The sequence below is a fragment of the Arenibacter troitsensis genome (genome assembly GCF_900177645.1).
Classification (GTDB): domain Bacteria; phylum Bacteroidota; class Bacteroidia; order Flavobacteriales; family Flavobacteriaceae; genus Arenibacter; species Arenibacter troitsensis.
Window position 1 is genome coordinate 969,801 of record NZ_FXAO01000001.1, and the last position, 23,963, is coordinate 993,763.

Sequence of the window (23,963 nt, forward strand, 5' to 3'; positions counted from 1 at the left end):
GCAATTATAATCTATCCTTTAATATATTGATTAGCTTGCTGTGTTTTTCAGGGTTTGTTTCCTTTAGCTTTTGTAAGTTTTGCAATTTCCATTGCACAGCAGGAAATCCTTTAAAATTGTATAAACTCCAATCTGGAGTAACATTTTCAAAATTCAACAGAAAATCTTTATCGGCAGTAGTTAAACTTTTATGGATGTTTTGAATTAGTAAATTCCGGGTGGTTTCAAAATCATCATAGGTAAATGGTTCATTGCTCATTCCGTCGAATTGATTGGTCATTGCGGAACGCTGATCCAATAGGTTTGGGAACAACATTTCATATATAGGTCTCTTACTTGCTAAAAGGCAAAAAAGAAATCCTTTTTTTATTTCATCAGCAAACCCCTCATTTTCTAAAAGATATTTAACATCGAACAAATCCCTCGGGTGCTGACGGTCCAGTGCGGCGCATATTTTTCCTCCGTAGAGTTGTCCTATAGGTACCACATGAATGGAGCAAAACGCATCAAAAGCCGTTTGTGCTTTATGACACAATCCTATTTCTGTTACCGGTGCTATTATGCCTCGCATCGCTTGGCTTACTTCCAGTTTTATTTGGGCCTGATTATTGGTAATTAAAAGCTTGAGTTCTTTTTCTTTATGTGATATTCGAGCATTTGGTATAATAGTTTCAATATTGGATTTGATTCGCGCGAGTGCTTCTGAAATATGGACTAAGGAAGTATTCCTATCCTCAACTGGAATATATGTTAAATCAATATCCACTGAAAGTCGAGGCATTTCTCGAAGAAAGAGATTGATAGCAGTACCACCGTGAAGAGCAAAGTTATTTTCTTTTGCTACTTCGGGTAGTACACTTAACAGCAATGAAACTTGGGATTTATAATTCTCCATTGGCTAGTTCAACTGGAACAGTTATTTTATATTTTGGGTCATAAACACCATTCTTTACAATACTTCGTTTTCCACTTCCCAAATTTATTTTATCCATATTCAAGTGTTTTACCCAACTATGGTTGGCTTTTTCAGCTAGATACATAAATAGGCGGTTTACCTTGATGGAGGTACAGTTTTCCAGTAAATCTTGAACAAGATTGGGTCTTAGATTGTTTAATCCCTCCATTAGTTGGTAACACTCTACTAATTCTTGATGTTCTGGCGCTAAAAATAGGCACTCTAACATGGCCCTTGCGGCACTGGACACTTTTATTGAGTAGGTTTTTAGTTCTACTTCAACAAGGCCTATATTAGATGGTAGAAATGAAGAACTGTGATAATCCAATTTTACACCCCAGTCATGTTGTATACACCAGGTGGGCAGCTTTTCTTGTTGCCCACCAAAAAGTGTTACCTTATTTGGTGATAGTTCCAAATAATGGGATTTACCAAGTATGGATAGGGCTGTCTTGCCCGCAGGATGAATATACATCCCAGCTTGTACTTGAAGTGCATAGATTGCACCTTCATAACCGACCTTATCGCCCGAACGTATCATGGCACCGGTTCCGATTGAGGTAAACCAGTTGCTTTTTTTATACTTGTCAAGTAGCTGATTAGAAAACCCTCTTTGAGTTAGCCATGCGGTCAGATAAACTATTGAAGATGGCTTTGATTTTAGAAGAGAGTTTATTTTTTGTTCTTTTTTTAAACTCATGGTTGATAAAATTGATTTTTTTTAAACCAAAGTAAATATATAGTTTATTTTTTAAACTGTATGTAAACCATTGGTTTATGTAATATGTTTTTTTTAAACCAGATATTATTAAAAATTGATTTTTTTTAGCCACATTATAAAATCGGCTTAAGAGCTACTTTTGAATTAATAGGCCTCGGGAATATCCAAATAAATTAAAGGGCCTTTTACGAAGGCTAGTGGTATAGTAAAAATCATCAAAAGTCCTCTCTATGAAACCTTTAATTAATTAACTCATGCATATACATTAAATATTGCCTACAAGAATTTATAATAGTGACTAACTTACCATAAAAAACGTACTATCGAAATAGAGATGAACAAGCTGGTTTTATCAATATCAATTTGTGTCATAACGGATATTTTTTGAAAGTAAGGGGAAGGAAGAAAACTATTCAATTTTTGTGTATTGGCCTTCCTTTTCTATGATTTATATTCAGTCATAATAATGGAGCTACTTGCTAACATAATTTTAAAACGTCATTTCAATCTGAGCTTTAGAATACGATTTACCCTTACTTTGTTACAAAAAATTAAAAAAATTACCCTGACTTTGTTACAATAAATTGAAAGGGTTACGCTTTCACTGTTATAAATAATAGTGGAATTTTTCCTGTAAGCTCAATTTATGATATGATTACTCATTGATTCTTGAAAATAATTCTATTTAAAAAAGAGTATTAATATCCCCATAATTGCCATATTTGGGGAAAATATTACCCATTATGAAAAATAAGAGAGCTGTCCTTTTTCCAAAATACCAGAGGACAATGGGGCAATTAGGAGAGAATATAAAGCTTGCGCGTAAACGAAGAAAGCTTACCACTATTCAGGTATCCGAACGGGCAGGTATAGATAGAAAGACTTTGTATCAGATAGAAAAGGGGAATTCAAAGGTAGCGATTGGTTCATACTTTAATGTTCTGATTGCACTTGGTTTGCAAGATGATTTTTTAAAGTTGGCAACAGATGATGTATTCGGAAGAAAACTTCAGGACTTAGATTTATTATAACAGGGAAGAATGGCACAAGGTAAATTTGATATATCCGTTTATGCACATTGGCGGGGAATGCCAGAAGCTAAGATGATAGGTGTTCTTGTGGCCCATTATGCCAAGCGAAAAAAAGACGTTAGCTTCGAATATGATAAAGGTTGGATAAAATCAGAACAACAATTAATGGCAGCGGCATTTATGGATGGCTAGTTGTTGTACAAGTTAAGTATGTCGATAAAACTCAAATATTTTGACATATGCAGCATATATGTCGTTGGTATGGACATCTCGCCGTATTACATACATGGCCAAAAGTGTCCCATAAAAGCTCAATTAACCAAACTACTAAATTTTACCTAGTTTTAATAAATGAACGATTTATAGCACAAATATTTTATCTCTATCTTCATAAAGCAAATTTGAAAGTTCAAATACAAGGACATACCCGGTGAAAAAAAAGTTCGTCTTTGAATTAATTCATAATTGTACGGTTTTTGTAACTTTACTTTAAAATGATAATATGGGCACAGCAGAATTGAACAATACTAAAAAGGAGCTTGTTGGATGGATCCAATCTTTAACCGATGATTCTATTTTAAGTCTGCTTAGTTCCGTTAAATTATCCAGTGAGGGCAAATCCATCGACTGGTGGGAAGAACTTACAGAAAGTGATAGGGTTAATATTCTAAGTGGTATCAGAGATTATCAACAAGGTGAAACCATGAAATCCAATGAATTCTGGAACGGTTTGACCAATGGATAAACCTTACAGGGTAGAATGGACAAAAAGGTCTCTGATAAACGCCATTGCCATTAAAAATTACCTTATTCAAAAGTTCACTGTCAAGGAGGTCGTTAAATTTGAAAGATTGCTTCGGCAATTTGAATTAACGGTATCTAATTTCCCTACATTATATCCTGAATCAAAAAGTCAAAAACTTTTAAGGCGAGCGGTCATTCACAAAAACACAACTGTTTATTACATTTTCAATAAAGGCAAAGTGACGGTTGTAGCTATGAAGGATAATAGGAAAGAGAAGGCCGATAGATAACCATGGTTAAAGATAAGACACTAGTGTCATGATTTTTAATAGCTTAATAGTTAGGGTAGTTCTTAATTCCTTTTCCTGGTTCTGTAAAAAGAACTTTAATTGGGATCATTTTTTAATTTGAGCATTACTATTGGTGGGTATCTTTGCTAAAAATGAAGACACCTAGCTAATCTTGGAGTTTTCTATATTTGATGATATCTGATTTTCTTTGTAATTTTAACTCGTAAATAACACATAATCAATACGTTCTTGAGCTATTTATAAATCGAGTGTCCTTAAAGGGATTTGATTTTGATAAGTACATGCAAAATACTGATAATCAATCATTTGTAACAAGTAGTTGTATTCTGTCATCCCGACGAACCTAGAAATAGGTAGTATCAAAAACACTGTTAATCACTTGATTTTCAGTGTTTTTTTGTTTTTAGCAATTTTATTTGATATCAAATGATATCAAATGTGCACACCTAATTCGGTGTGCAAATCGGTGTGCAACTGTTCACAGGAATTGTAGTAAATTGAAAGAACTTTAGAGTAAGATTTGACTTTCGTCTTTACAAATTATTGTTTAACTAAAGTTTTTACAAATGAGAACAAATCAGACTTTTACTGTTATTTTCTTTACTAGGAAATCGAGAAGTATTCAAAACCTGCTATCCATTTATGTTCGCATCACCATTTTGGGCAAACGAGCAGAAATAAGTTTAAAGAGAAATATCGAAACCGTGAAATGGGACGCGGATAAAGGCAGGGGTAAAGGCAATTCCGAGGAAATCCGAATCCTCAACTCCTATTTGGATCAAGTGAGAAGCAAACTAATGCAATGCCATAACCAACTTATCCAGGAAGATAAGATAATATCCTCGAATGCCATAAAATTAAGGTTTTTAGGGGAGGATAGTGTAACTAAGAGTTTATTGGATCTAATCGAATATCACAATGAGAACATGGTCCATGTCTTAAAACCCGGTACCATGAAGAATTATTACACGACTGAGAAATACCTAAAGCGATTTTTAAAAACTAAACTCAAACGCGGTGATATTTTTCTGAAGCAACTCAATTATGGTTTCATTTTGGATTTTGAACAGTTTTTAAGGAGAAGTTTGAACAGCAAGAAACAACGGAGTCTTGGCAATAATGGGGTAATGAAACATCTTGAACGGTTCAAGAAGATGGTGAATCTTGCAGTAAAATTGGAATGGATGAAAAAGAACCCATTCGACCGCTTTCAATTAAGGTTCAATAAATTTGATAGGGTATTCCTAACGGAAAGGGAATTACAGTTAATAGAGGACATCGAATTCAAACAGGAAAGACTGCAACAGGTTAAGGATTGTTTCTTATTTTCTTGTTATACAGGTCTTTCATACATTGACATAAAAGGACTCACCGCAGAGAAGATTACAAGAGGACTGGACAATCGCAAATGGATATACACCAAACGGGAAAAAACAAACGAATTGGTAAGGATACCAATTCTGCCCCAAGCTTGGGAAATTCTGGAAAGGTATAAAAATTGCCCTACCTATAATAGTTTACTTCCAATCTGTTCCAATCAAAAGGTCAACGTCTATCTCAAGGAAATTGCAAGCGCTTGTGGAATATATAAGAACATTACCTTCCATGTGGCACGTCATACTTTTGCTACCACGGTAATGCTATCCAACGGGGTACCTATTGAAACGGTCTCAAAACTTCTTGGCCATACAAAATTAACCACCACCCAAATTTATGCTAAAGTAGTAGAGTCAAAAATAAGTGAGGATATCGATAATCTATTGGAGCGGTTCCAGGCTAAAGAAAATAGAAGTGCTATTGAAAAAAAAGAGAACAAAAGTGGAAAAAGGGGTGGAACGATCGACCCCAAATCTTACCATAACTTAACTGCGCATGGATCCTGATTCGATTTTATAGCGTTCGGGTGGATAAGCGTTTAATAAAATCGAATTAGGGCGCATTGTGCTTATGTTCAGGAGCACAATGCCAATACCAGAATTTTGGTCTAATATCCGATAATAAGCGTTTATAAACGACTAATCTCCATTCGACAATTTACTAAATTTAAGTAGCAGCTGTTGTGTCCAAATAGGATGACTGGGTCATAATGATCCAGATTTAATAGGAACTTTCAATGATTTTGACCGAATGACTAAAATTCTCTGTATACTATTAGGAGCCAAGTCATTTAAGTCTAGTAAATATTACTAGGATATTATTTACTGTAAAAACTTCAATGATTATAGGGGTTTCGATCGGCTTTACACTAAAATAGGACAGTGTCTCAAAATTGATAAGGCAATACAGTGGTGAAAATCAATGATTTATAAGCTGTAACACCGCTTTAGCGTGTTACCCTCTTGCTTTACATATTAGTTTGCAAATCAAACATAATATGCAAACATTGTTATTCACTACAATAGCTGATATCTTGTTGACTAATTATAAATATGTTTAAATTACTAAACATAATTAATGGGAATTTCATTTTATTCTTTCACTGATATTGAAATTAGGTTAAAATAATAGTTCCTTTTGCCGATTGTACTAATACTGGGTTCATTATTACATTATCACCCGCTGAAACTATTATAGCAGGAGAAGACCACGAAGGTCCACTGTCGGTGCTTCGTTTTAGAGCTATATCGTATTGGCATGATCGTGGTTCATATCTTTACGGCCTTCCATAATAGCTAAGACTGACTCTTTTTTTGTAACGAAAAGGGAAGGGATGCGATAATTATGATAGCCCATATTATCGGTCTGTGGATTAAATACTGTATTGATTTCAAAAACCGGAGATTGTTTTGCCGATGAGTTTTGTTGTCCCCAAAGGTACGTTGAGAAGATATATAAAAAGAGAATAGCCACTTTTAAAATGTAATTTTTCATGTTTATATAAATTAATGGGTGTATTACAAGAATAATTTTATTATATAAGGTGTAATAATGGCTGTCAATAACCCATTTATGCACATGGCCAATCCTCCATAGGCACCAGATAGTTTTCCTTCTTCAAGTGCTCTTGCCGTGCCAATACCATGGGCGGCTGTTCCAAGGGCCGCACCAATAGCTTTTTTATCGGTTATTCCAAGACTGCGTAAAATGGAAGGTCCGAAGGCGTTACCAAATATTCCAACGGCTATTACCATACCAGCAGCAATATAAGGTATCCCGTCAATGGATTTGACAATTTCCAGTGCTATTGGGGTGGTGACCGATTTTGGTGCCAAGGATCTTAAAACTGGTTCCGAAGCATTTAAAACTACCGCTATGCTGCAAACAGAAAGAATACTCAAAACCCCTCCGATAAAAACGGCAGATGTAAAAGGTATTATATTTTCTTTTATCTGTTCATATTTTTCATAGAACAGTACCCCTAAGGACACGACCACAGGCCCTAATAAAAAACCTAGATATTGGCCGCCAATATTATAATCTTCAAAATCAATTTTAAAAAATATTAAAAAGCAAATTATAGTAACAACCGATAGTAAAACTGGATTACATAGTACAAATTTCCATTTACGACTAATTATTTGTGTCAAGTAAAAAACTACCAGTGTTAAAAATATACCAAATAGAGGTTGTTGATAGATCTCACGCATTCTTTTTGAATTTTTGTAGTATTATACCGGTTATATATAAGGTTAGAACAGTGCTTATAATTGTACTCGCAACAATTGCTAACCAATGAATCTTCAGAATATCAAATAAGGTCATCAAACCAACTCCATAGGGCACAAAAAATAAAACCATATATTTTATAAACAGATCGGAAGTTGTTTTAACCTCATGCAATTTAATGACCTTTAACCTTAAGGCGATAAAAATACTTATCATGCCAAAAATGTTTCCAGCTATAGGAATATTTACTAGGTAAACTATTAACTCCCCAAGCATAAGGAATAAAAATATATACAAAACTCCTTTGAACATCTATTGAAACATTTTGATTTATCCTATAAGAGCAACAAAACCCTTATTAATTAGAGTGCTTTTTAATTGGCTTTTGGCCAATTCGAAATTTAGTTAATCTGTAACTAGAATTTTCCCTTTATCTAATGATATTTGAAATAAATAATATTTAATGTTATACATAATGCAATTTTACATTAAGTATTTGGATAATCAAAACAATTTTCTATGATACTGGGATTAATTACTGGTGTTAATTAGATCAATTGAATCATGATGTTAATCCAATTCAATTGAAGGCTTAGTAGATTTTTTACAAATACCGACTTCCTAATATACACGATCATGTATTTGTAAGATTCAATCTTAACGGGGGTTGTAAGATTATAAGAAATAAAATCCAAATAGATTTGGTGTTTATTTAAAGTTCAAATTGGTTATCGAAAAAGATTTAACATTAAAAACTTTCTTAAAATTTGTTTAAAATTAAATTAATGTTTAATATTGGATTATGTAATACATAATAACTAACTAGTATGATACGAAAAAACAAATTTTTAAGTTCTTTGCTCACTTTTGTGGCTCTTCTATTATTTACAGGGGTTTATTCGCAAGAAAAAACTGTAACTGGAACCATTTCTGATGATTCTGGGCAGCCTCTGCCTGGGGCCAATGTCTTAGTGAAAAACACCTCAAATGGGGTTCAGAGTGATTTTGATGGTAATTTCTCAATCAATGCAACATCATCTGATGTATTGATATTTAGTTACCTTGGTTTTACCAAAAAAGAAATTTCCGTAGGTGATCAGACATTAATAAATATTTCACTTTCAGAAGATGCTTCGCAATTGGATGAAGTAGTTGTTGTGGGCTATGGGTCTCAATCTCGGGAAACACTTACCTCCTCTATATCAAAATTAGATACGAAAGTCTTGGAAAACGTTCCTTTTGCCAACGCAACACAAGCCTTGCAGGGATCAGTTGCAGGAATCAGGGCTCAGCAGACTTCTGGACAGCCTGGTGCCGGTACACGTATTATTATACGTGGAGGTACTTCTATCAATAATCCAGATGGTGCTGGTCCTTTATATGTAATTGATGGTATAATTAGGGATAATATGGACGACCTTAACTCGGCTGACATTGCTTCTGTACAGGTGTTGAAGGATGCTGCTGCAGCATCGATTTATGGGTCTAGGGCATCTAATGGTGTTGTCATTGTCACTACCAAAACTGGTAAAGGTAAACCTAAAATAAGCTACAATATGACCACGGGCATGTCGCAGATTGGGAAGACCTACGATTTGGTTTCTGCGCGAGACTACATTTATTATGGAAGATTGGGCTTAGCGGCCACTGGAGAAAAGCATCCGGAGCGCCTTTCAAGGTTAGACTTACCAGTTGGCGCAGGTATTGGTAATGATTTAACGAATAATACGAGTTTTACAACGCAATATTTGCAACCTGGAGTTAATGATCATAAGCTGAATGAAGGTTGGGAAAGTATGCCAGATCCCATAGACCCCTCCAGAACAATTATTTTTCAGGGCACTGATTGGCAAGAAAAATTATTTAGAACGGGAATTACCACTAACCATCATCTTTCATTTTCTGGTAGTACTGAAGGGGCGGAATACGACGTAAGTGTTGGGTACCTTAATAGTGAGGGGGTGGCGCTTAGGACGGATTATGAGCGATATACTGCCAAAATGTACGGTGGGTTCAACATTAGGGATAACTTCAAAGTATGGGGTCGCGTAAACTACAGTACCTCAAACAATAATCAAGTCTATAGTTCCAATCAAATTTTTCAACGCTCCCTAGGTTTGCCTCCAACTGCCAAATTCACTTTTGAGGACGGTACCTTGGCTCCTGGCCAGAATAGAAGTATCGGAAATCCAGTATACCACCTGGGTAGGTTTGACAAGGAGCGCAGGGATTATAGATTGGCACTTTCTATTGGTGCAGATTATCAAATTTTCTCTGATTTAACATTCTCTCCGTTTTTTTCTTATTCTCAAGAGCAAGATTTAGACAATTCATTCCAAAAGTCATATTTTAATACTGCAACTTCTTTCAATGATTCCAGAGGTGCAAGTGCAGATTTCGCACAGGACATATCAACCCAGATTGAGGGGGTGTTTACCTATGCAAAGAACATTGGAGATGATCACTCCATGAACGCTAAAGCGGGCTTTTCAAGGGTTAGTAGAGAGGCTTACATTTTAGGTGCAGACGGCAGGGGAGCATCGTCAGATCTTATATCAACATTAAATGCCTCGGCTGAACCCACGAACGTTACCAGTTCGTTTTCTTCAAGGAATATTATCGGATTCTTTGGAAGGCTAAATTATGACTATAAGAGAAAGTATCTTATAACTGCCAGTATTAGACATGACGGAGCGTCAAATCTAGGGGCTGATTTCAAATGGGGAACGTTTCCGGGTGTTTCGGCAGGTTGGAATGTGCATAGGGAAGATTTCTGGGGTGATAATTCCCCAACCTTTAGTTCTCTAAAGTTTAGAGTTAGTTATGGTGTGACAGGAAATATTGGTGAATTGGAAGATTATAAATATCAAGGAGAATATGCGGTTGGTAGTAGATACAATGGACAGGCTGCGGTACTTAACTCATCTCTTTCCAATGATGCTCTTCAATGGGAGGAAACAGAAGCTATTGGTGCAGGATTTGATCTAGGTCTTTTTAATAATAGAGTAACCTTATTGTTCGATTATTACAATCGGGATACTCACAATTTGATAACCAGTTTTACTTTGCCAAAAGTGACAGGATTTTCAAGTATTTTGACGAATTTGGGAGACTTGAACAATGAAGGGGTGGAATTGGAATTGAATGCCAATATCATCGAGGGTGAAAATTTCGGATGGACATCTGCACTAAACCTATCTCATAATAAAAACACCATTACCAAATTACCTGAAAATGGTAATGAGAACAATAGAATTGGTGGCTATGAAGTAGCGGATCCAGTAAATGGAGGAACTAGATGGGTGGCCGGACTACAAGAGGGTCATGCAATTGGGGATCTCTATACCTATGAAGTTTTAGGGGTTTATGCAACCACCGCTGAAGCAGAGGCCGGACCTATTGATGAATTGGTTGCTGGATCTGACAAACGGAAACAAGGAGGCGATATCATATTTCGAGATGTTAACAATGATGGAATTATCAATACCTTGGATAGGGTATACGTTGGTAATGAATATCCAGATTGGACCGGTGGGTTTACCAATACCTTCAATTATAAAAATCTTAGTTTAACCGTTCGTACTGATTTCTCTGTAGGCCACACTATAGCGAATCAAATGCATGGAGTGTTTTTGGGACAATGGCAAGGGGATATAGGTATAACCAAGGAAGTGTTGAGGTCATGGGAAAACGAAGGAGATGTTACAGATATTCCAAGGTACTACTGGGCAGATCAGCTGGCACAAAATAATAATTTTAGAACTGGAGGAGGTCAAAATCAGGCAATGAATTCTGATTTCTATGAAAAAGGTGATTACTTGGCCTTAAGGGAAATTACATTGAGTTACAATCTACCTATCACACCAGGAGTTGCAAAGTTGGGTATATCCAATCTTAGATTATATGCTACAGGAAGCAATTTAGGTTACCTCACCAATTATAGAGGATTATTACCTGAGGACGGAGGAATTGATAATGGTAGATATCCAAATCCACAAACCTTCTTATTAGGGTTGAATGTGTCATTATAAAAATGAACAGAAAATATAAAAACTTAAATATTATGAAGACATTTAGAGTAATAGCAATGATAATACTTCCATTTATGTTGGTAGCTACATCTTGCGAAAAGGACCTTAACCTCATTCCTGAAAGTGTTATTGGCGCCAATTCTTATTGGAAAAATCAAGGGGACGTTGATTCTTATGTGAACGGAATGTATGTTAGATTCCGTTCCGATGCAAATAATAATTTATTTTCATGGGGAGAAGCCCGTTCAGAAGTTTTGAGCTATGGTTTACAAGCTTCTGAGGGTAGGGAAAGATATTTTGAAAATACTTTAGATCCCGATGCTGCCGGACCGGATTGGAAGAACCTTTATACGGTCATTCATGACGCAAATTTAATTTTAAAATATAGTCCAGATATTGACTTTGATTCTGATGCTAAGAAAAATATAGCCTTGGCACAGGCGCATGCCATGAGAGCATATTGTTATTTTATTATTGCTAAGGTATGGGGAGACGCTCCTGTAAATACTGAACCTACAGAGGGGTTTGATCCTGTGAATAGTTTTAAAGCAAGGGACAATGTTTCAGAGGTTATGAGCTTGGTGAAATCTGATATTGATGCAGCTCTGGGACTATTCCCCGACAATACATTTTCCAATGGAAGGTCCCAGTGGTCCAAACCAGCAGTAAATGCACTTAAAGGTGATGTATATTTATGGACAGGGAAGCTTATGGGAGGCGGAACTTCCGATATAACTACGGCTTTGACTGCATTGGAAAGTGTTAGGACCGCCGACGTGGAATTATTATCCAATTATGATGACATTTTTAGGTATGACAATAAGGAAAACAAAGAGGTTATAATGGCTATTCATTATGAAGATTTGGAATCTGGTAATAATTTTAATGATGGTATTTATATACGGGGCGACCAAATTCCATCCAATGGTGACCCAGCTGCCAAGGCTTTGTTAGGAGAAGGCGGTGGATTGAACAGATGGGCTCCGGCAGCAGGTTTTAGAAGTCAATGGACTGATGATGATTCGAGAAAGAATGCCACATTTGTTCTGATGAACACGGAAAACCCTAATAACCCTGGTGTTTATGACCAATTTTACGCATCGGCAGCATTGAAGTATAGAGGTTTTGTTGATGCAGGGACAAGAAAATATATGGATGATATTATCCTATACCGTTACGCGGACGTGCTCTTGATGATTGCCGAGGCCAAAAATGCTTTAGGTCAAGATCCTACTCTGGAAATGACATTGATTAGACAAAGGGCTTATGGGGTAAACTATCCTGGTCATGAATTTGTTAGTGGAACAATGGACGCCAACGATGCGGCCATATTACAAGAACGTTTATTTGAATTGTCCTTTGAAGGTAAAAGATGGTACGATTTGTTAAGGTTTGGTAAGGCCTTCGAATTGGTGCCAAGTTTGGTTGGAGAACCAGAACATAAAATGTTATTTCCTATATCACAAGAAACTATTAGTTTGAATGGATTGATTGAACAAAATCCAGGCTATTAATAAATCAGTTAATAATATTGAGTTAGTTTAGTTGTTGAGTTAGTTAAAGAGGAAGGTTTATGGCCTTCCTTTTTTTTAAATTTTAATGCATATCTTTTTGCATCTTATGAAAAATTTGAAAATATTATTCATTATTCTTTGTTGTTGTCTTTCCAGTCAAAATGTTCACACTCAAACTCTCGATTTACCGAATTTTGTGATTATTTTAGCTGATGATTTAGGGTACGGCGATCTTGGAATTTACGGTCACCCATGGATAAAGACGCCCAATCTAGATAAATTGGCTGAAGAAGGTATAAGAATGACAGACTGCTATGCCTCATCTCCAATGTGTTCTCCTTCAAGGGCAGGATTGCTAACAGGAAGGGTACCTTACAGGACCGGGGTATATGATTGGATAGCCCCGGACTCAACTATGTATTTACCAATAGAGGAAACGACCATTGCTTCAATTTTGAAGACGAAGGGATACCAGACGGCAAGTATTGGTAAGTGGCATTTAAACGGGACGTTCAATGTCCCAAATCAACCACAACCGGATGATCATGGTTTTGATTACTGGTTTGGTTGCCAGTATAGTCTAGAGCACCTTGACCCGGTAGGATTCTTTAGAAATGGGAAAGCTGTTACATCAAAGGGTTATGCGGCCGATATTGTCGCAAATGAAGCAATAGGTTGGCTCGAACAAAGAAGAGACCCAGATCGCCCTTTTTTTCAGTATATCGCCTTTCTTGAGCCACACGAACCAATAATGTCACCGGTAGATCTGATAGAACAATATTTGGATCAGGGGAAGAAAGCTGAGTATTATGCAAATGTGACTAACTTGGATCGAGCGATTGGAAGAATATTAAACAAATTGGATGAATTGGGGTTGTCAGAAAGCACCTTGATTATATTTACCTCGGATAATGGTCCGGCGCAATATACTCCCGATGGCTATTTTAATAAGTCTCATGGCTCCGCAGGTCCTTTCAAGGGCTATAAACGTCATATGTTTGAAGGAGGTCTAAGAGTGCCTGGAATATTTAGGTGGAAGGGGAAGATTGCGCCAGGACAAATCAGCGCAACACCAATCTCTAACACTGATATTTTTCCAACACTTTCCCAATTGGCTGGAATTGAAATACCTAAAGAACTCGTTCTTGATGGTACGGATATAAGTCCAATTTTTCATAATGAGGAAGTAAAAAGAATTAAGTCTTTGCATTGGCATTTCTATGATCCATGGGGAGGGCCACAATCTTTATTACGGGAAGGTGATTTTGTTTTAGGAGCACAATGGGATGCCGGTGACTTTCATAAAGGTGGGAGGTTCCACCCAAAAGAGGTAAGTGTTATTAAAAGTACAGTACTTACAGATTTTAGCTTGTACAATATCAAACATGATCAATATCAAGTTATGGATATTTCAAAATCTGAACCAAGGGTATTTAAAAAATTAAAAAAAGCGTTGATTACTTATCACAAAGAGGTTATGGAAGAAGCTCCTTATATTAAAATACATTAAATATAAACCGATGAAGACATCAGTAATGACTATTTTGATTTTATCCTTTTTTTCATTATTTATATTCGGGTGTAAATCAGGCGAGGAAATAAATAAGCAAAGACCTAATATTTTATTGATTGTTTCCGAGGACAATGGTCCAGACCTTGGCTGCTATGGTATTAAGGAGGTAAGCACGCCCAATTTGGATAATTTGGCTAAGGAAGGAGTGTTGTTCGAACGGGCATTCGTTCCTTATAGTGTATGTAGTCCTTCTCGGGCTGTGATTTTTACAGGGTTATATCCACATCAAAATGGACAGATAGGGTTGGCTACCCATAAGTTTAAAATGTACGATAACATAAAAACTTTACCAAAATATTTGAATGAAGCGGGATATTCCACTGGTATTATAGGTAAGCTTCATGTAAATCCGGAGAAGGAAATTCCTTTTGATTTTAGTGCAATTCCAGGCAGTAATTTTGGGAAGAAGGATCTTAAGCAATATGCGGTGGAAGCCTATAATTTCATTAATGGTTCGGATAAACCTTTTTTTTTAATGGTGAATTATCCAGATGCCCATTTCCCGTTACAAAAACAAGTTGAAGGGATGCCCAAAGATCCATTGGATGGTAGTGATTTGAATGGTTCCTTACCGTTTATAGGGGCTGATAGTGAACGGTTAAGGGAGTATACGGCTAACTATTATAACAGTATGAACAGATTGGATGAATCAGTAGGGATGCTGTTAAAAGAACTCCAAGCCTCTGGGAAAGCAGATAATACAATTATTATATATTTAGGTGATCACGGGGCACAATTCTCAAGAGGAAAATGTAGCAACTACGAGGCTGGATTGCGAATTCCTCTCATAATTAAAAATCCTGACACAAAAGCAAAGGGTATTCGTCAAAACGAATTAGTTAATACCATCGATTTATTACCGACCTTCCTTGATATCGCAAAAGTGGATTTCCCGAAAAATCTTCCAGGTATGTCGTTATTGCCTTTATTGAAAGGAGCTCATATGAAAAATAATAGGAAATATATATTTGCAGGCGGAAACGGATCCACAAGTTTATTGTACTATCCGCGAAGAAGCGTTAGGGACGACAGATACAAGCTAATATTAAACATCCTCCACGGTAAGGAAAATCCACATTATGCCTTTTATGAAACACATGTAAATGATCATTTTGATGCAGGGACTGAAGAGGAGGAAATTAATAATTCATCAACAGAAGTAATTGCTGCGTATAAAGTATGGAAAAATCCTCCAAAATATGAGTTGTACGACTTGCAAAACGACCCCTACGAATTCAATAATCTCGCAGAGGATATGCAGTATCAAGATATTTTGGGAAACATGATTGTTGCCTTGGACACTTGGCGGGCCGAGACCAACGATCCCTTAGCCGATCCTATAAAATTTGCCAGATTTAATAAGGAAATGGATTCAATAAACATCTATTTACCAAATCATTCTTATTCCAAGAATAAGGATTTCAAATGGCATTACCCAGACTATTTCATACCTAATTGAGATTGAAAAACCTATGCCATGAGCAATGTCGTTAGCCTACTAAGTTTGCCCCACCTTCTCTAGCATTTTCAACCGACGAAAGAGAAGGTATTGGGATAAATATTCTAATAATACAATTTATTTTATGAAGGGTGTAGGTTTATGATAACTGCCCATAGCTATATTTTAAAACCTTTACCTAAAACTATATTATTGAGTGATAATTTTAAAATTCCTGCGGTTCTTACTCCAGGGCTTATTTCTCCACCTGGAATAAAAATGGCATTATCCCAAAATAAGGCATTCGTTACAATTTGTGGATTTTTTGGTAGTGTTGCCAATTTAGTCCAGCTATCCTCTATTGAATTATAGGACCACAAAATTCTTGAGAAGGTAGTTTCCCTTAAAAGTGACATACACTCTTTTTCCATGGTTTTTATTTTTTCAAGCACATTTGCTTGGTTAGCAGCACGGCCACTTTTTATTTCTTTAATTTGATGTTCCAATTCTAATCTTATTGCTAGGGGCTGGTTCTCTCCGCCAGCACCGCCAAAAATTAATATATTGGCCTTCCCAATAGATAATACAGGCGCGGCGGCGATAAAGCCGTTTGAAATCAATGGTGTGTCATTGTTTGGAATATCTTGTTTTTGCGTCCACTTACTATTGGTTATGTTGTACTCATATACATCCGACAGCATTTTTGTACTTGGGCAAAGCATAGTGTTATAATATGTTCCGCTCATAACATATAAATATGAACAGGATCCTTTTTTGTGTCCGCTTATCACGGCTTGGATTCTGCCTTGACCAGGAAAACCTTCTAGGGACTCCCATTTTTGACTTCTAGGGTCTGCGTTAAGATCCAATGAAAATATATAATCTGTAGCTTCCCCTCCTATAGTAGTTTGACCACCTACTACATACACCACATCATTTATTTCGCATGCGGACAAATTGCACAAGGGGACAGGGAGAAAAGGCATTTCTTTTAGACATACCTGTCTTACGGACTTGTCCCATTCCATGAGAAACACAGTATTGACAACAACCTTGCCGTTTTCGCCACCGATGCATAGGACACCCAATTTTGTTGAAACTGAAGCTCCATTGGCTAATGGTTCAGGCAATTGTGAGGTCTGATTGGCAGACCATTCGTATGTCAACTCTAAATTTCGTTTCTTGAGTGCAAATATGGTGTTGTACCATTTTTTATTCCCGCCTTCCCAAAGTTTTTTATCTGGAAAGTTTGTTCCTCCGGCGATTAGCATAACATCATTATGGATGCCACTAAAGCAACCGTTAAGGCCTTTTATGACTGGAATTTCTGCTACTACGATTGATTTCATTGATTATTATTGGGTACTTTTGGGGTTTGATTTAGATTTTACTTTTGGCTCTCTCGTTGTGTTGTTTTATCTGGGTGTGTGGTCTAATGTAATGGGTGATTTACTACTTTGTATCTTTAAAGATTAAACTGAATACATAGCCAAAAATAAAGCAAGAGCCGACCCCTATTAAAGAGTATAAGAGAAAATTTATTGGGGTATAGACACTCACATACCATAGCAATACGGCACTTAGTACCAAGCCTATTATTGTTCCTGTGGAATTAGCTCGTTTTGTAAGCATCCCTAATAAGAACATACCACCCAATCCTCCAGTAAACAATCCTAGAAATCTATAAAACTGGTCCCACAAGGATTTAATACTCGAATTTGCCATCCATAAGGCCAACAAAACTCCTAATATCCCTATAATAACGGTTATGATCCTAGCGACCTTTAATAGTTTTATATCCGGTATATTTGGATTGTACCGTTTGAATAAATCGTTGCAAAATGCTGTGGAAACTGAATTTAAACTGCTGCTGATACTGGACATTGCTGCTGAAAAGATACCTGCAATTAGTAGGCCCGATACGCCCTTAGGCAGTTCCTTTACTATATACCATGGAAATAGCGAATCATTATTGGAAATAGCTGGAGAAAGCTTTTCAGGCATTTCAGAGTAAAAAATATACAATAATGTACCTATTCCAAAAAATATGATGGTTGCGGGAAGCGTAAGTAACGCATTGGTATAAAGTGTCTTTTGGGAGTCCTTGATATTGCTACTAGTCAAAAATCGTTGAACTACAGTTTGATCGGTTCCTTGGGTGACCATTGCAGAAGCTAATCCTCCTATAAAGACTACCCAAAAGGTGGATTCGGTAAAATTAATGTCGAAATTGATAACATTGAACTTTTCCTTTTCAGAGGCATAGGCTATTATCTCAGTGATGGAGGAATCCGTATGCACTAGAATCCAGATTATTGCGACAATACTTCCGCCCAACAGTACAATTACTTGCAATACATCGGTCCAAATTACTGCTTCTATACCACCAAAAGTGGTGTATAGAATACATAATACCCCCATTAGTAAAATACAGGTTTCTACGGAGATACCTGTAACTATCGAGATGGCCAGTGAAGGCAACAAAAGTACAATTCCTATTCTTCCCAATTGGAAAATGATAAATGAAATACTGCCAAATGCCCGGGCAAAATAGTTGAATCTTTTCTCCAAATATTCGTATGCTGTTGATATATGTAACTGATTAAAAAATGGAATAAAAATGAAAGCTATAAGTGGAGTTATTGCAATAGCGGCAATATTCAGCATAAAGAAAGACCAATCCGTTGTGAAAGATTTCGCTGGAATGGCCATAAAAGTTATTGCGCTCAAAAGTGTGCCAAATACACTTAATCCCGAAGCCCACCATGGAATTCTACCGCCGCCAACAAAGTAATCATCGGTTGATTTTTGTTTACGTGAGAAATAAATCCCTATGAATAAGGAAATTAATAGGTATAAAATTAACACTAAATAATTAAGAAATCCAAAAACGTGGGTTGCCTCGGTATCTTGAAATTTAAAAACTTTTGGAGTCCTTATTCCAGGGGAAACTTCTCCTGATACTAACAAAAAACTGTCCTCTTTTTTAATGCCTAGGGAAGTAACAGGAAGTTTAAAATTTAAGGTATCAAAAACGAACCATTTGTTGGTCATCGTATTATAAGCCAATACTTCATTACTAAAACCTGGGTGATTTATGAGGATTTGATTTTTTTTCTGAGTTAAGTATTGCGCAATACTGTCATTTTTTGCTGTTTCAATCTCTATAGTCAATGATTCCAATTGCTTGAACAACACTTCATCCGATCCTCCATAGACTAGGATATGCATGGATCCGGATGGTTCTGCAGAGGCACCCATGATTACTTTTTTAGAGCCATTAAGTACCAAATCTCCTTCATTTTTCCATTGCCCTTTCTTAATATCATAGGAAAGGAAATTGGTCAAATGGTTAGATACTTCGCCTTTTTTTTGATTTCTTCCACCTATTAAGAAAATGCTCTTGGAGGTGGAAGTTTCCTGTACCGCCATGGAATGTACGGCCCGGGGTTCTCCTGGGAAATCATGTAGCTGTTCCCAGTAATCTTTGTTCTCTAGATTAATCCGATAGAAGGAATTTGAACTTGTCTGCGCATTCATTCCCCCGGCAACATATACATAACCATCTGTATAGACTGCGTTGGTATAGGCCAAGGGTTCGGGCAAATTGGGATAATTTTCCAGTTCTAGTTCTTTTTTGGTTGTGTCAAATGAGATTTGAAACACCTCGTCGCTGATGTGGTCTTTGTTGTTGCCTCCAATAATAAGTACTCCCCCAGGGATAGAAACAGATGCTCCATATGCCAATGGTATTGGTAAAGTTTTTTTTGATAGAGTCCAAATTCCATTTTCCAAGTAATATATAGAGTCATACCATTCTTTAGAACCTCCTTCCCAGGGTTTTCCGGCTGGGAAATTAGCCCCGCCAGCCGCTATCACAATGTTATCCTGAATACCACCCATCATACCGGCATATCCCAAGGATACTATGCCATTGGCCACTGGAGGTATTTCGGGCTCATAAGTAACGTGTATGCTTGTGGAGTTTTGCGAGAACAGCAATGAGGAAAGGAGTAAAAAGAAAAATGAGCAATAAAATAACTTATATATTTTCATTAAAAGTTTTTTAATTTGATTTAAAGAAATACAATTTAATTGAGTAAATTGTTAATTACATTTTATAGTATAAATAAGTGTCGCATTGTAAATATTAGCAAACGTCATTTTGGCTTAATTAATAGGTAACTGTAATTGTCCCATCAGAATGAATTCAATTCACTTAAATAATTTATGGTCTTTAATTAAAACTCATTTTACTTTCTTGGTGATTTGGAAACGTTCAATTTGTTCTAAGCTTTTCCAACATTGATACATTGCCCTTGGTACGTGAAAACATCCCTTCCATTTCCCACCTTTAAGTGTACTCAAAGGTTTTCCCTGTCTATTTAGGTACCCCAACCATTCCCCATTCTCAGGGTCAGAGAAATGACTCCAGGCATATTTGTGCACCTTTTGGTACCATTCCCATGTTTTTTCATCTTGGGTATGCTCGTATGCTTTTGCTAAGGCCACCAATGATTCTAAATGTACCCACCAGAGCTTTTGATCCCATTCCAATTGTTGCATAGGTTTGCCCTTTGCATCAATAAAATAGAAAATACCTCCATGTTGTTCATCCCAGCTGTATTCCAATATGTTGAGAATAACCTGTGTAGCTTTTTTTACCAAGTCTTTATTTTTGTTTCTTACCCCGATATCTATCATAAACCACATAGCTTCTATGCCATGACCTGGATTTAGTAAGCGACCATTGAAACTATCTTCGAGCTTACCGTCCGGCGTAACAAATTCATATATAATTCCGAGTTCTTTTTGGAGAAATACCTCCATAACCTCATGTACACTATAATCGATGGTTCTTTGCACTTCTATTGGGTCAAGAACATCTTCAAGTTCCAAGACCAAGTTGGATAATATCATAGGTAATGCAAATCCTTTTAAAGGTCTGGTGTTGGTTTGTTTTTCGTAATGGCCTTTAGGTGCGTCCTTTTTTTTAAGTATGTTGTAATAGGTTTGTTTTGCGAGAGATTTTATTTCTTCGTCCTCGGTAGCCTTTGAATACTGACTGAAAGCCATGGCAGCAAAACAATCAGAGAAAATATTATAGGGCTGAATAAGTGGTTTTCCATTTTCTGTCGTGGAAAAATAAAAGTTTCCATCCTTGTCCATACCGTGTTGTCTTATAAAATCAACACCAGATTTTGCTATTTCTAACCAATTTTTATTATTGTCTACTTTATTATAAAGCATCGAAAATGTCCAAGCCTGTCGCCCCTGGAGCCATATAAATTTGTCCTTATCGTAAACTTGCCCTTTAATATCCAGGCAAGTAAAGTATCCTCCGTTTTCTGTATCTATGGAGTGTTTTTGCCAAAAGGGTATCACATCGTTCAGCAACGTGTTTTTATAGAGTTCAGAATATTTCATTTAAAATACATATATGTTATACATAATACGAATATAGAATTTTTTTATTATATTAGAATGTTTTTTAAACTAAACATTATCAATTTCTCTAAAAAAGTATAACATAACTTATAACATCATTACATTTGTGACTTGTTGTGCAAGAAATAAATCGGGACATTAAAATTTATGAAAAAACTTACTAAAATTGAACCTGTTGAAACATCTTCATTGGTTGATAAGGTTGAGGCGCGCTTATTGGAATATATAAAGGAGAATAAACTCCAGGCAGGTGATTCAATCCCCAAAGAACTTGATTTTGCACAATCCCTCGGGGTTAGCAGAACGGTTGTTAGGGAGGCACTGTTGAGGCTGAGGACTATTGGTATTATAGAGTCCAAAAAACATAGGGGGATGATTCTGACCAATCCGGACATAATGAACAATATACAGCGCATGTTGGATCCTACTCTTCTTGCAACGTCTACCCTCAAGAATTTATTTGAGCTTCGCCTAATTATGGAGATGGGAATGGCTGACTTTCTTTTTGAGCACAAAACTGAGAAGGATATGTTGGAATTGGAAGAAATTGTAATCTTGGAGGAAGAAACCTCTTTTAAAAAGGCTGTATTCTCGCTGGATAAGGAAATTGCATTTCATGGAAAGCTTTATGAAATGTCAAACAACAATACATTAAAGAAATTTCAGGACCTTCTTCTTCCTATATTTGAATATGTTTATTTGAACCACTCTATGTTAAAAGATTATGAATACTCAAGTGGGCAGTTTATAACTCATAGAATGCTGATGGATAATTTAAAGGTCGGCACCCCAGAAACCTTTAGAACAGCTATGAGAAGGCATCTTGAACCTCATTTTGATAGAATTTTCAAGAAATTACATTAACAATTTATATGGATTGCACCAACCAGTCAATTATTTTTTGAGTGAGAATTTCTGCTTTTGGTTGATCATAGTCCCTAGGGTCATCACCAAATATTCCAAAAAGTACATTGTCAGGGTCGCGCCTGTGGTCTCCTTTGCTATTTCCGTTAACATCATTTGCAGGAAAAATGTCTTTCTGCAGTAAATTTTCCAATTTCACTAGGTCCGGATGTAATTCTGCTAAAACTGAAGTTTCAAAAATGGCACCATGATCAGCTTCCATTTCTATATTTGGACAATCGTTAATAGAAAATATGGACAATTCCATGGAATTTTGGTTAGTTAACCATTCTTTCCTTAAGGTAACCAGTGCATTCAACTGTCTTAAAGAAAAATGTCCTGTGAAAATGACGACTTTTTTCACACCTATTGTTTCTAACCGTGTTATAGTAGTTTTTAGAATCCCTAGGAATACTTCTTCTTCCTCGATAAGTATAGTATAGGGGTGATGCCATATACTGCCCGACATTCCGTAATGAAAAGGAGGCATCACAAGCCCTCCTTTTTTATCGGCAACCTTTAGGCATATGCCATGGGAAGTTAAACTGTCCAGCCCTATCGGTAAATGTAGTCCATGCCATTCGATAGCTCCAAGTGGGATAAATACCAACGAATTTTGAGCCAATGCTTTGTCAATTTCCAACGGATTCAACCTTTCAATTTGTAAATGTTTCAAAGAATTACTTGCCATAATATCTTAATTGTAAAATTCGTGTTTCCACCTATATGGCCTTAATATTTCCGCAAGTTCATTATTGAAATTATTTCCATCAGAAATGGCTAAATTAAGTTCAACTTCACGTTTATTGCGCATACCAGGAATGACTACGGCTACTTCCTTTGGGTATAGGGAATATCTTAATGCTGCTTCTGCCAGTGTAGGGTAAAATGGTTTGCAAAGGCTTTTTAATTTCTCAACCCTCTCCAAAGTTTCTTTAAATCTATTGCCTCTATACATTAAACGGCGTTTATCGTTTTCAGCCCATTGCGTAATAGTATTTTCGGCCCAAGTTCCTGTCAATGCTCCAGAATCCAATGGTACTCTGGTTATGATGGCAGTCCCGGTTTTATAACTTTCGGGAAATAATGAATCGACAGGTTCTTGTTCAAACATGTTAAACAGAACTTGTATGCTGTCTACTAAACCTTTTTTTGCTAGTTCCAAACCTTGATTAGGCCTAATATCCGCCAATGATACTCCTATCTTATTTATTTTACCTTCTTTTTTAAGTTCATTAAGCGTTTCTAACCATTCTTGGTTTATAATCCCGTCTTCAAACCATAGGTGTAATTGTATTAAATCTATTTGTTCAACTCCTAATCTTTTTAAACTTCCTTCAACAATTTCGCGGATATGCCAATTTGGATAGGAGTCTTTAATGGAAGGATTATTATCTAGGTTTAATGATTTACCCTTATCCATTATAGGGGTAATTTTGGTTGCCACATAGATCTTCCCTGAACCCCACTCATTGAGTGCTTTTCCTATAACTCTTTCACTGTGTCCATTCCCGTAGGCAAAGGCCGTGTCTACAAAATTAACTCCGTTTTCAAAGGCATATAACAGGGTTTCTACTGAGTTGTTATCGTCTACCTTTCCCCATGTGCCTCCCAATTGCCAGCCACCAAAGCCTATTTCACTTACCTTCCAATCCGACCTTCCAAATGTTCTGTATTCCATATAATCA

General features: G+C 36.5%; 19 protein-coding genes. 9 read left to right on the forward strand and 10 right to left on the reverse strand.

Annotated elements, in window-relative coordinates; genetic code table 11:
- Positions 1-4: 4 nt before the first annotated feature.
- Both B9Y87_RS03940 and B9Y87_RS03945 read right to left on the reverse strand, forming a co-directional pair.
- Positions 5-895: a nucleotidyl transferase AbiEii/AbiGii toxin family protein gene (locus tag B9Y87_RS03940; protein WP_085496325.1), complete on the reverse strand. Its 891-nt coding sequence runs from the start codon at positions 893-895 to the stop codon at positions 5-7.
- A complete protein-coding gene (locus B9Y87_RS03945) occupies positions 882-1,655 on the reverse strand; it encodes a type IV toxin-antitoxin system AbiEi family antitoxin (RefSeq protein WP_085496327.1) in 774 nt (257 codons plus the stop codon). Before B9Y87_RS03945 ends, B9Y87_RS03940 begins: the two co-directional genes overlap by 14 nt.
- Positions 1,656-2,419: 764 nt before the next feature.
- Between B9Y87_RS03945 and B9Y87_RS03950 the strand changes: the two genes are divergently transcribed.
- The 4 genes from B9Y87_RS03950 to B9Y87_RS03970 all read left to right on the forward strand — a co-directional run bounded on the left by B9Y87_RS03950 (position 2,420) and on the right by B9Y87_RS03970 (position 5,645).
- Positions 2,420-2,707: a helix-turn-helix domain-containing protein gene (locus tag B9Y87_RS03950; protein ID WP_085496329.1), complete on the forward strand. Its 288-nt coding sequence runs from the start codon at positions 2,420-2,422 to the stop codon at positions 2,705-2,707.
- Between the two features lie 9 nt (positions 2,708-2,716).
- Complete coding sequence (locus tag B9Y87_RS03955) at positions 2,717-2,899, forward strand: hypothetical protein (RefSeq protein WP_085496331.1); 183 nt, start codon at positions 2,717-2,719, stop codon at positions 2,897-2,899.
- A gap of 310 nt (positions 2,900-3,209) precedes the next feature.
- Positions 3,210-3,452 carry a hypothetical protein gene (locus B9Y87_RS03960; protein WP_085496332.1) on the forward strand — a complete coding sequence of 81 codons (243 nt, stop codon included), beginning with the start codon at positions 3,210-3,212 and terminating at the stop codon, positions 3,450-3,452.
- Between the two features lie 876 nt (positions 3,453-4,328).
- Positions 4,329-5,645, forward strand: coding sequence for a site-specific integrase (locus tag B9Y87_RS03970; RefSeq protein WP_085496336.1), 1,317 nt, complete (start codon positions 4,329-4,331; stop codon positions 5,643-5,645).
- A 736-nt stretch (positions 5,646-6,381) separates the two neighbouring features.
- Here B9Y87_RS03970 and B9Y87_RS03975 read toward each other — a convergent pair.
- From B9Y87_RS03975 to B9Y87_RS03985, 3 genes are read right to left on the reverse strand one after another with little or no spacing between them, the layout of a single operon-like run.
- A complete protein-coding gene (locus B9Y87_RS03975) occupies positions 6,382-6,633 on the reverse strand; it encodes a sialidase family protein (RefSeq protein WP_085496339.1) in 252 nt (83 codons plus the stop codon).
- A 23-nt stretch (positions 6,634-6,656) separates the two neighbouring features.
- On the reverse strand, positions 6,657-7,349 hold the full coding sequence (locus tag B9Y87_RS03980; RefSeq protein WP_085496341.1) for an LrgB family protein: 693 nt from the start codon (positions 7,347-7,349) through the stop codon (positions 6,657-6,659).
- Positions 7,342-7,680, reverse strand: coding sequence for a CidA/LrgA family protein (locus B9Y87_RS03985; protein ID WP_085496344.1), 339 nt, complete (start codon positions 7,678-7,680; stop codon positions 7,342-7,344). The genes B9Y87_RS03980 and B9Y87_RS03985 overlap by 8 nt, the downstream gene beginning before the upstream one ends.
- A 515-nt stretch (positions 7,681-8,195) precedes the next feature.
- On the opposite strand from B9Y87_RS03985, the gene B9Y87_RS03990 reads away from it, so the two are divergent.
- The 4 genes from B9Y87_RS03990 (at position 8,196) to B9Y87_RS04005 (ending at position 15,945) form a co-directional block, all read left to right on the forward strand.
- Positions 8,196-11,399 (forward strand): SusC/RagA family TonB-linked outer membrane protein, encoded by a 3,204-nt coding sequence (locus B9Y87_RS03990; protein ID WP_085496346.1) that lies wholly within the window; start codon positions 8,196-8,198, stop codon positions 11,397-11,399.
- 32 nt (positions 11,400-11,431) lie between these two features.
- On the forward strand, positions 11,432-12,913 hold the full coding sequence (locus B9Y87_RS03995; RefSeq protein ID WP_085496659.1) for a RagB/SusD family nutrient uptake outer membrane protein: 1,482 nt from the start codon (positions 11,432-11,434) through the stop codon (positions 12,911-12,913).
- Between the two features lie 106 nt (positions 12,914-13,019).
- Entirely contained in the window at positions 13,020-14,423 is a 1,404-nt protein-coding gene (locus tag B9Y87_RS04000; protein WP_176225581.1) for a sulfatase family protein, read from the forward strand.
- A gap of 10 nt (positions 14,424-14,433) precedes the next feature.
- Positions 14,434-15,945: a sulfatase family protein gene (locus B9Y87_RS04005; protein ID WP_085496350.1), complete on the forward strand. Its 1,512-nt coding sequence runs from the start codon at positions 14,434-14,436 to the stop codon at positions 15,943-15,945.
- 158 nt (positions 15,946-16,103) lie between these two features.
- Here the strand turns inward: B9Y87_RS04005 and B9Y87_RS04010 are convergent, their stop codons facing one another.
- The 3 genes from B9Y87_RS04010 to B9Y87_RS04025 all read right to left on the reverse strand — a co-directional run bounded on the left by B9Y87_RS04010 (position 16,104) and on the right by B9Y87_RS04025 (position 21,351).
- On the reverse strand, positions 16,104-17,273 hold the full coding sequence (locus tag B9Y87_RS04010) for a hypothetical protein (RefSeq protein WP_139827131.1): 1,170 nt from the start codon (positions 17,271-17,273) through the stop codon (positions 16,104-16,106).
- A gap of 103 nt (positions 17,274-17,376) precedes the next feature.
- Positions 17,377-19,980 carry a sodium:solute symporter family protein gene (locus B9Y87_RS04020; RefSeq protein ID WP_085496355.1) on the reverse strand — a complete coding sequence of 868 codons (2,604 nt, stop codon included), beginning with the start codon at positions 19,978-19,980 and terminating at the stop codon, positions 17,377-17,379.
- Positions 19,981-20,172: 192 nt separating this feature from the next.
- Positions 20,173-21,351: a n-acyl-d-glucosamine 2-epimerase gene (locus B9Y87_RS04025; protein WP_085496357.1), complete on the reverse strand. Its 1,179-nt coding sequence runs from the start codon at positions 21,349-21,351 to the stop codon at positions 20,173-20,175.
- A gap of 168 nt (positions 21,352-21,519) precedes the next feature.
- On the opposite strand from B9Y87_RS04025, the gene B9Y87_RS04030 reads away from it, so the two are divergent.
- A complete protein-coding gene (locus B9Y87_RS04030; protein ID WP_085496359.1) occupies positions 21,520-22,236 on the forward strand; it encodes a FadR/GntR family transcriptional regulator in 717 nt (238 codons plus the stop codon).
- Between the two features lie 4 nt (positions 22,237-22,240).
- On the opposite strand, the gene B9Y87_RS04035 is transcribed toward B9Y87_RS04030, so the two are convergent.
- Together B9Y87_RS04035 and B9Y87_RS04040 are read right to left on the reverse strand one after the other, a co-directional pair.
- A complete protein-coding gene (locus tag B9Y87_RS04035) occupies positions 22,241-22,966 on the reverse strand; it encodes a creatininase family protein (protein WP_085496361.1) in 726 nt (241 codons plus the stop codon).
- A gap of 6 nt (positions 22,967-22,972) precedes the next feature.
- Positions 22,973-23,956 carry an aldo/keto reductase gene (locus B9Y87_RS04040; protein ID WP_085496363.1) on the reverse strand — a complete coding sequence of 328 codons (984 nt, stop codon included), beginning with the start codon at positions 23,954-23,956 and terminating at the stop codon, positions 22,973-22,975.
- Positions 23,957-23,963 lie beyond the last annotated feature (7 nt).

Bases quoted from the DNA above. Each gene is read 5' to 3' on its own strand.
- B9Y87_RS03940 (WP_085496325.1), bottom strand. From the start codon at position 895: ATGGAGAATTATAAATCCCAAGTTTCATTGCTGTTAAGTGTACTACCC.
- B9Y87_RS03945 (WP_085496327.1), bottom strand. From the start codon at position 1,655: ATGAGTTTAAAAAAAGAACAAAAAATAAACTCTCTTCTAAAATCAAAG.
- B9Y87_RS03950 (WP_085496329.1), top strand. From the start codon at position 2,420: ATGAAAAATAAGAGAGCTGTCCTTTTTCCAAAATACCAGAGGACAATG.
- B9Y87_RS03955 (WP_085496331.1), top strand. From the start codon at position 2,717: ATGGCACAAGGTAAATTTGATATATCCGTTTATGCACATTGGCGGGGA.
- B9Y87_RS03960 (WP_085496332.1), top strand. From the start codon at position 3,210: ATGGGCACAGCAGAATTGAACAATACTAAAAAGGAGCTTGTTGGATGG.
- B9Y87_RS03970 (WP_085496336.1), top strand. From the start codon at position 4,329: ATGAGAACAAATCAGACTTTTACTGTTATTTTCTTTACTAGGAAATCG.
- B9Y87_RS03975 (WP_085496339.1), bottom strand. From the start codon at position 6,633: ATGAAAAATTACATTTTAAAAGTGGCTATTCTCTTTTTATATATCTTC.
- B9Y87_RS03980 (WP_085496341.1), bottom strand. From the start codon at position 7,349: ATGCGTGAGATCTATCAACAACCTCTATTTGGTATATTTTTAACACTG.
- B9Y87_RS03985 (WP_085496344.1), bottom strand. From the start codon at position 7,680: ATGTTCAAAGGAGTTTTGTATATATTTTTATTCCTTATGCTTGGGGAG.
- B9Y87_RS03990 (WP_085496346.1), top strand. From the start codon at position 8,196: ATGATACGAAAAAACAAATTTTTAAGTTCTTTGCTCACTTTTGTGGCT.
- B9Y87_RS03995 (WP_085496659.1), top strand. From the start codon at position 11,432: ATGAAGACATTTAGAGTAATAGCAATGATAATACTTCCATTTATGTTG.
- B9Y87_RS04000 (WP_176225581.1), top strand. From the start codon at position 13,020: ATGAAAAATTTGAAAATATTATTCATTATTCTTTGTTGTTGTCTTTCC.
- B9Y87_RS04005 (WP_085496350.1), top strand. From the start codon at position 14,434: ATGAAGACATCAGTAATGACTATTTTGATTTTATCCTTTTTTTCATTA.
- B9Y87_RS04010 (WP_139827131.1), bottom strand. From the start codon at position 17,273: ATGAAATCAATCGTAGTAGCAGAAATTCCAGTCATAAAAGGCCTTAAC.
- B9Y87_RS04020 (WP_085496355.1), bottom strand. From the start codon at position 19,980: ATGAAAATATATAAGTTATTTTATTGCTCATTTTTCTTTTTACTCCTT.
- B9Y87_RS04025 (WP_085496357.1), bottom strand. From the start codon at position 21,351: ATGAAATATTCTGAACTCTATAAAAACACGTTGCTGAACGATGTGATA.
- B9Y87_RS04030 (WP_085496359.1), top strand. From the start codon at position 21,520: ATGAAAAAACTTACTAAAATTGAACCTGTTGAAACATCTTCATTGGTT.
- B9Y87_RS04035 (WP_085496361.1), bottom strand. From the start codon at position 22,966: ATGGCAAGTAATTCTTTGAAACATTTACAAATTGAAAGGTTGAATCCG.
- B9Y87_RS04040 (WP_085496363.1), bottom strand. From the start codon at position 23,956: ATGGAATACAGAACATTTGGAAGGTCGGATTGGAAGGTAAGTGAAATA.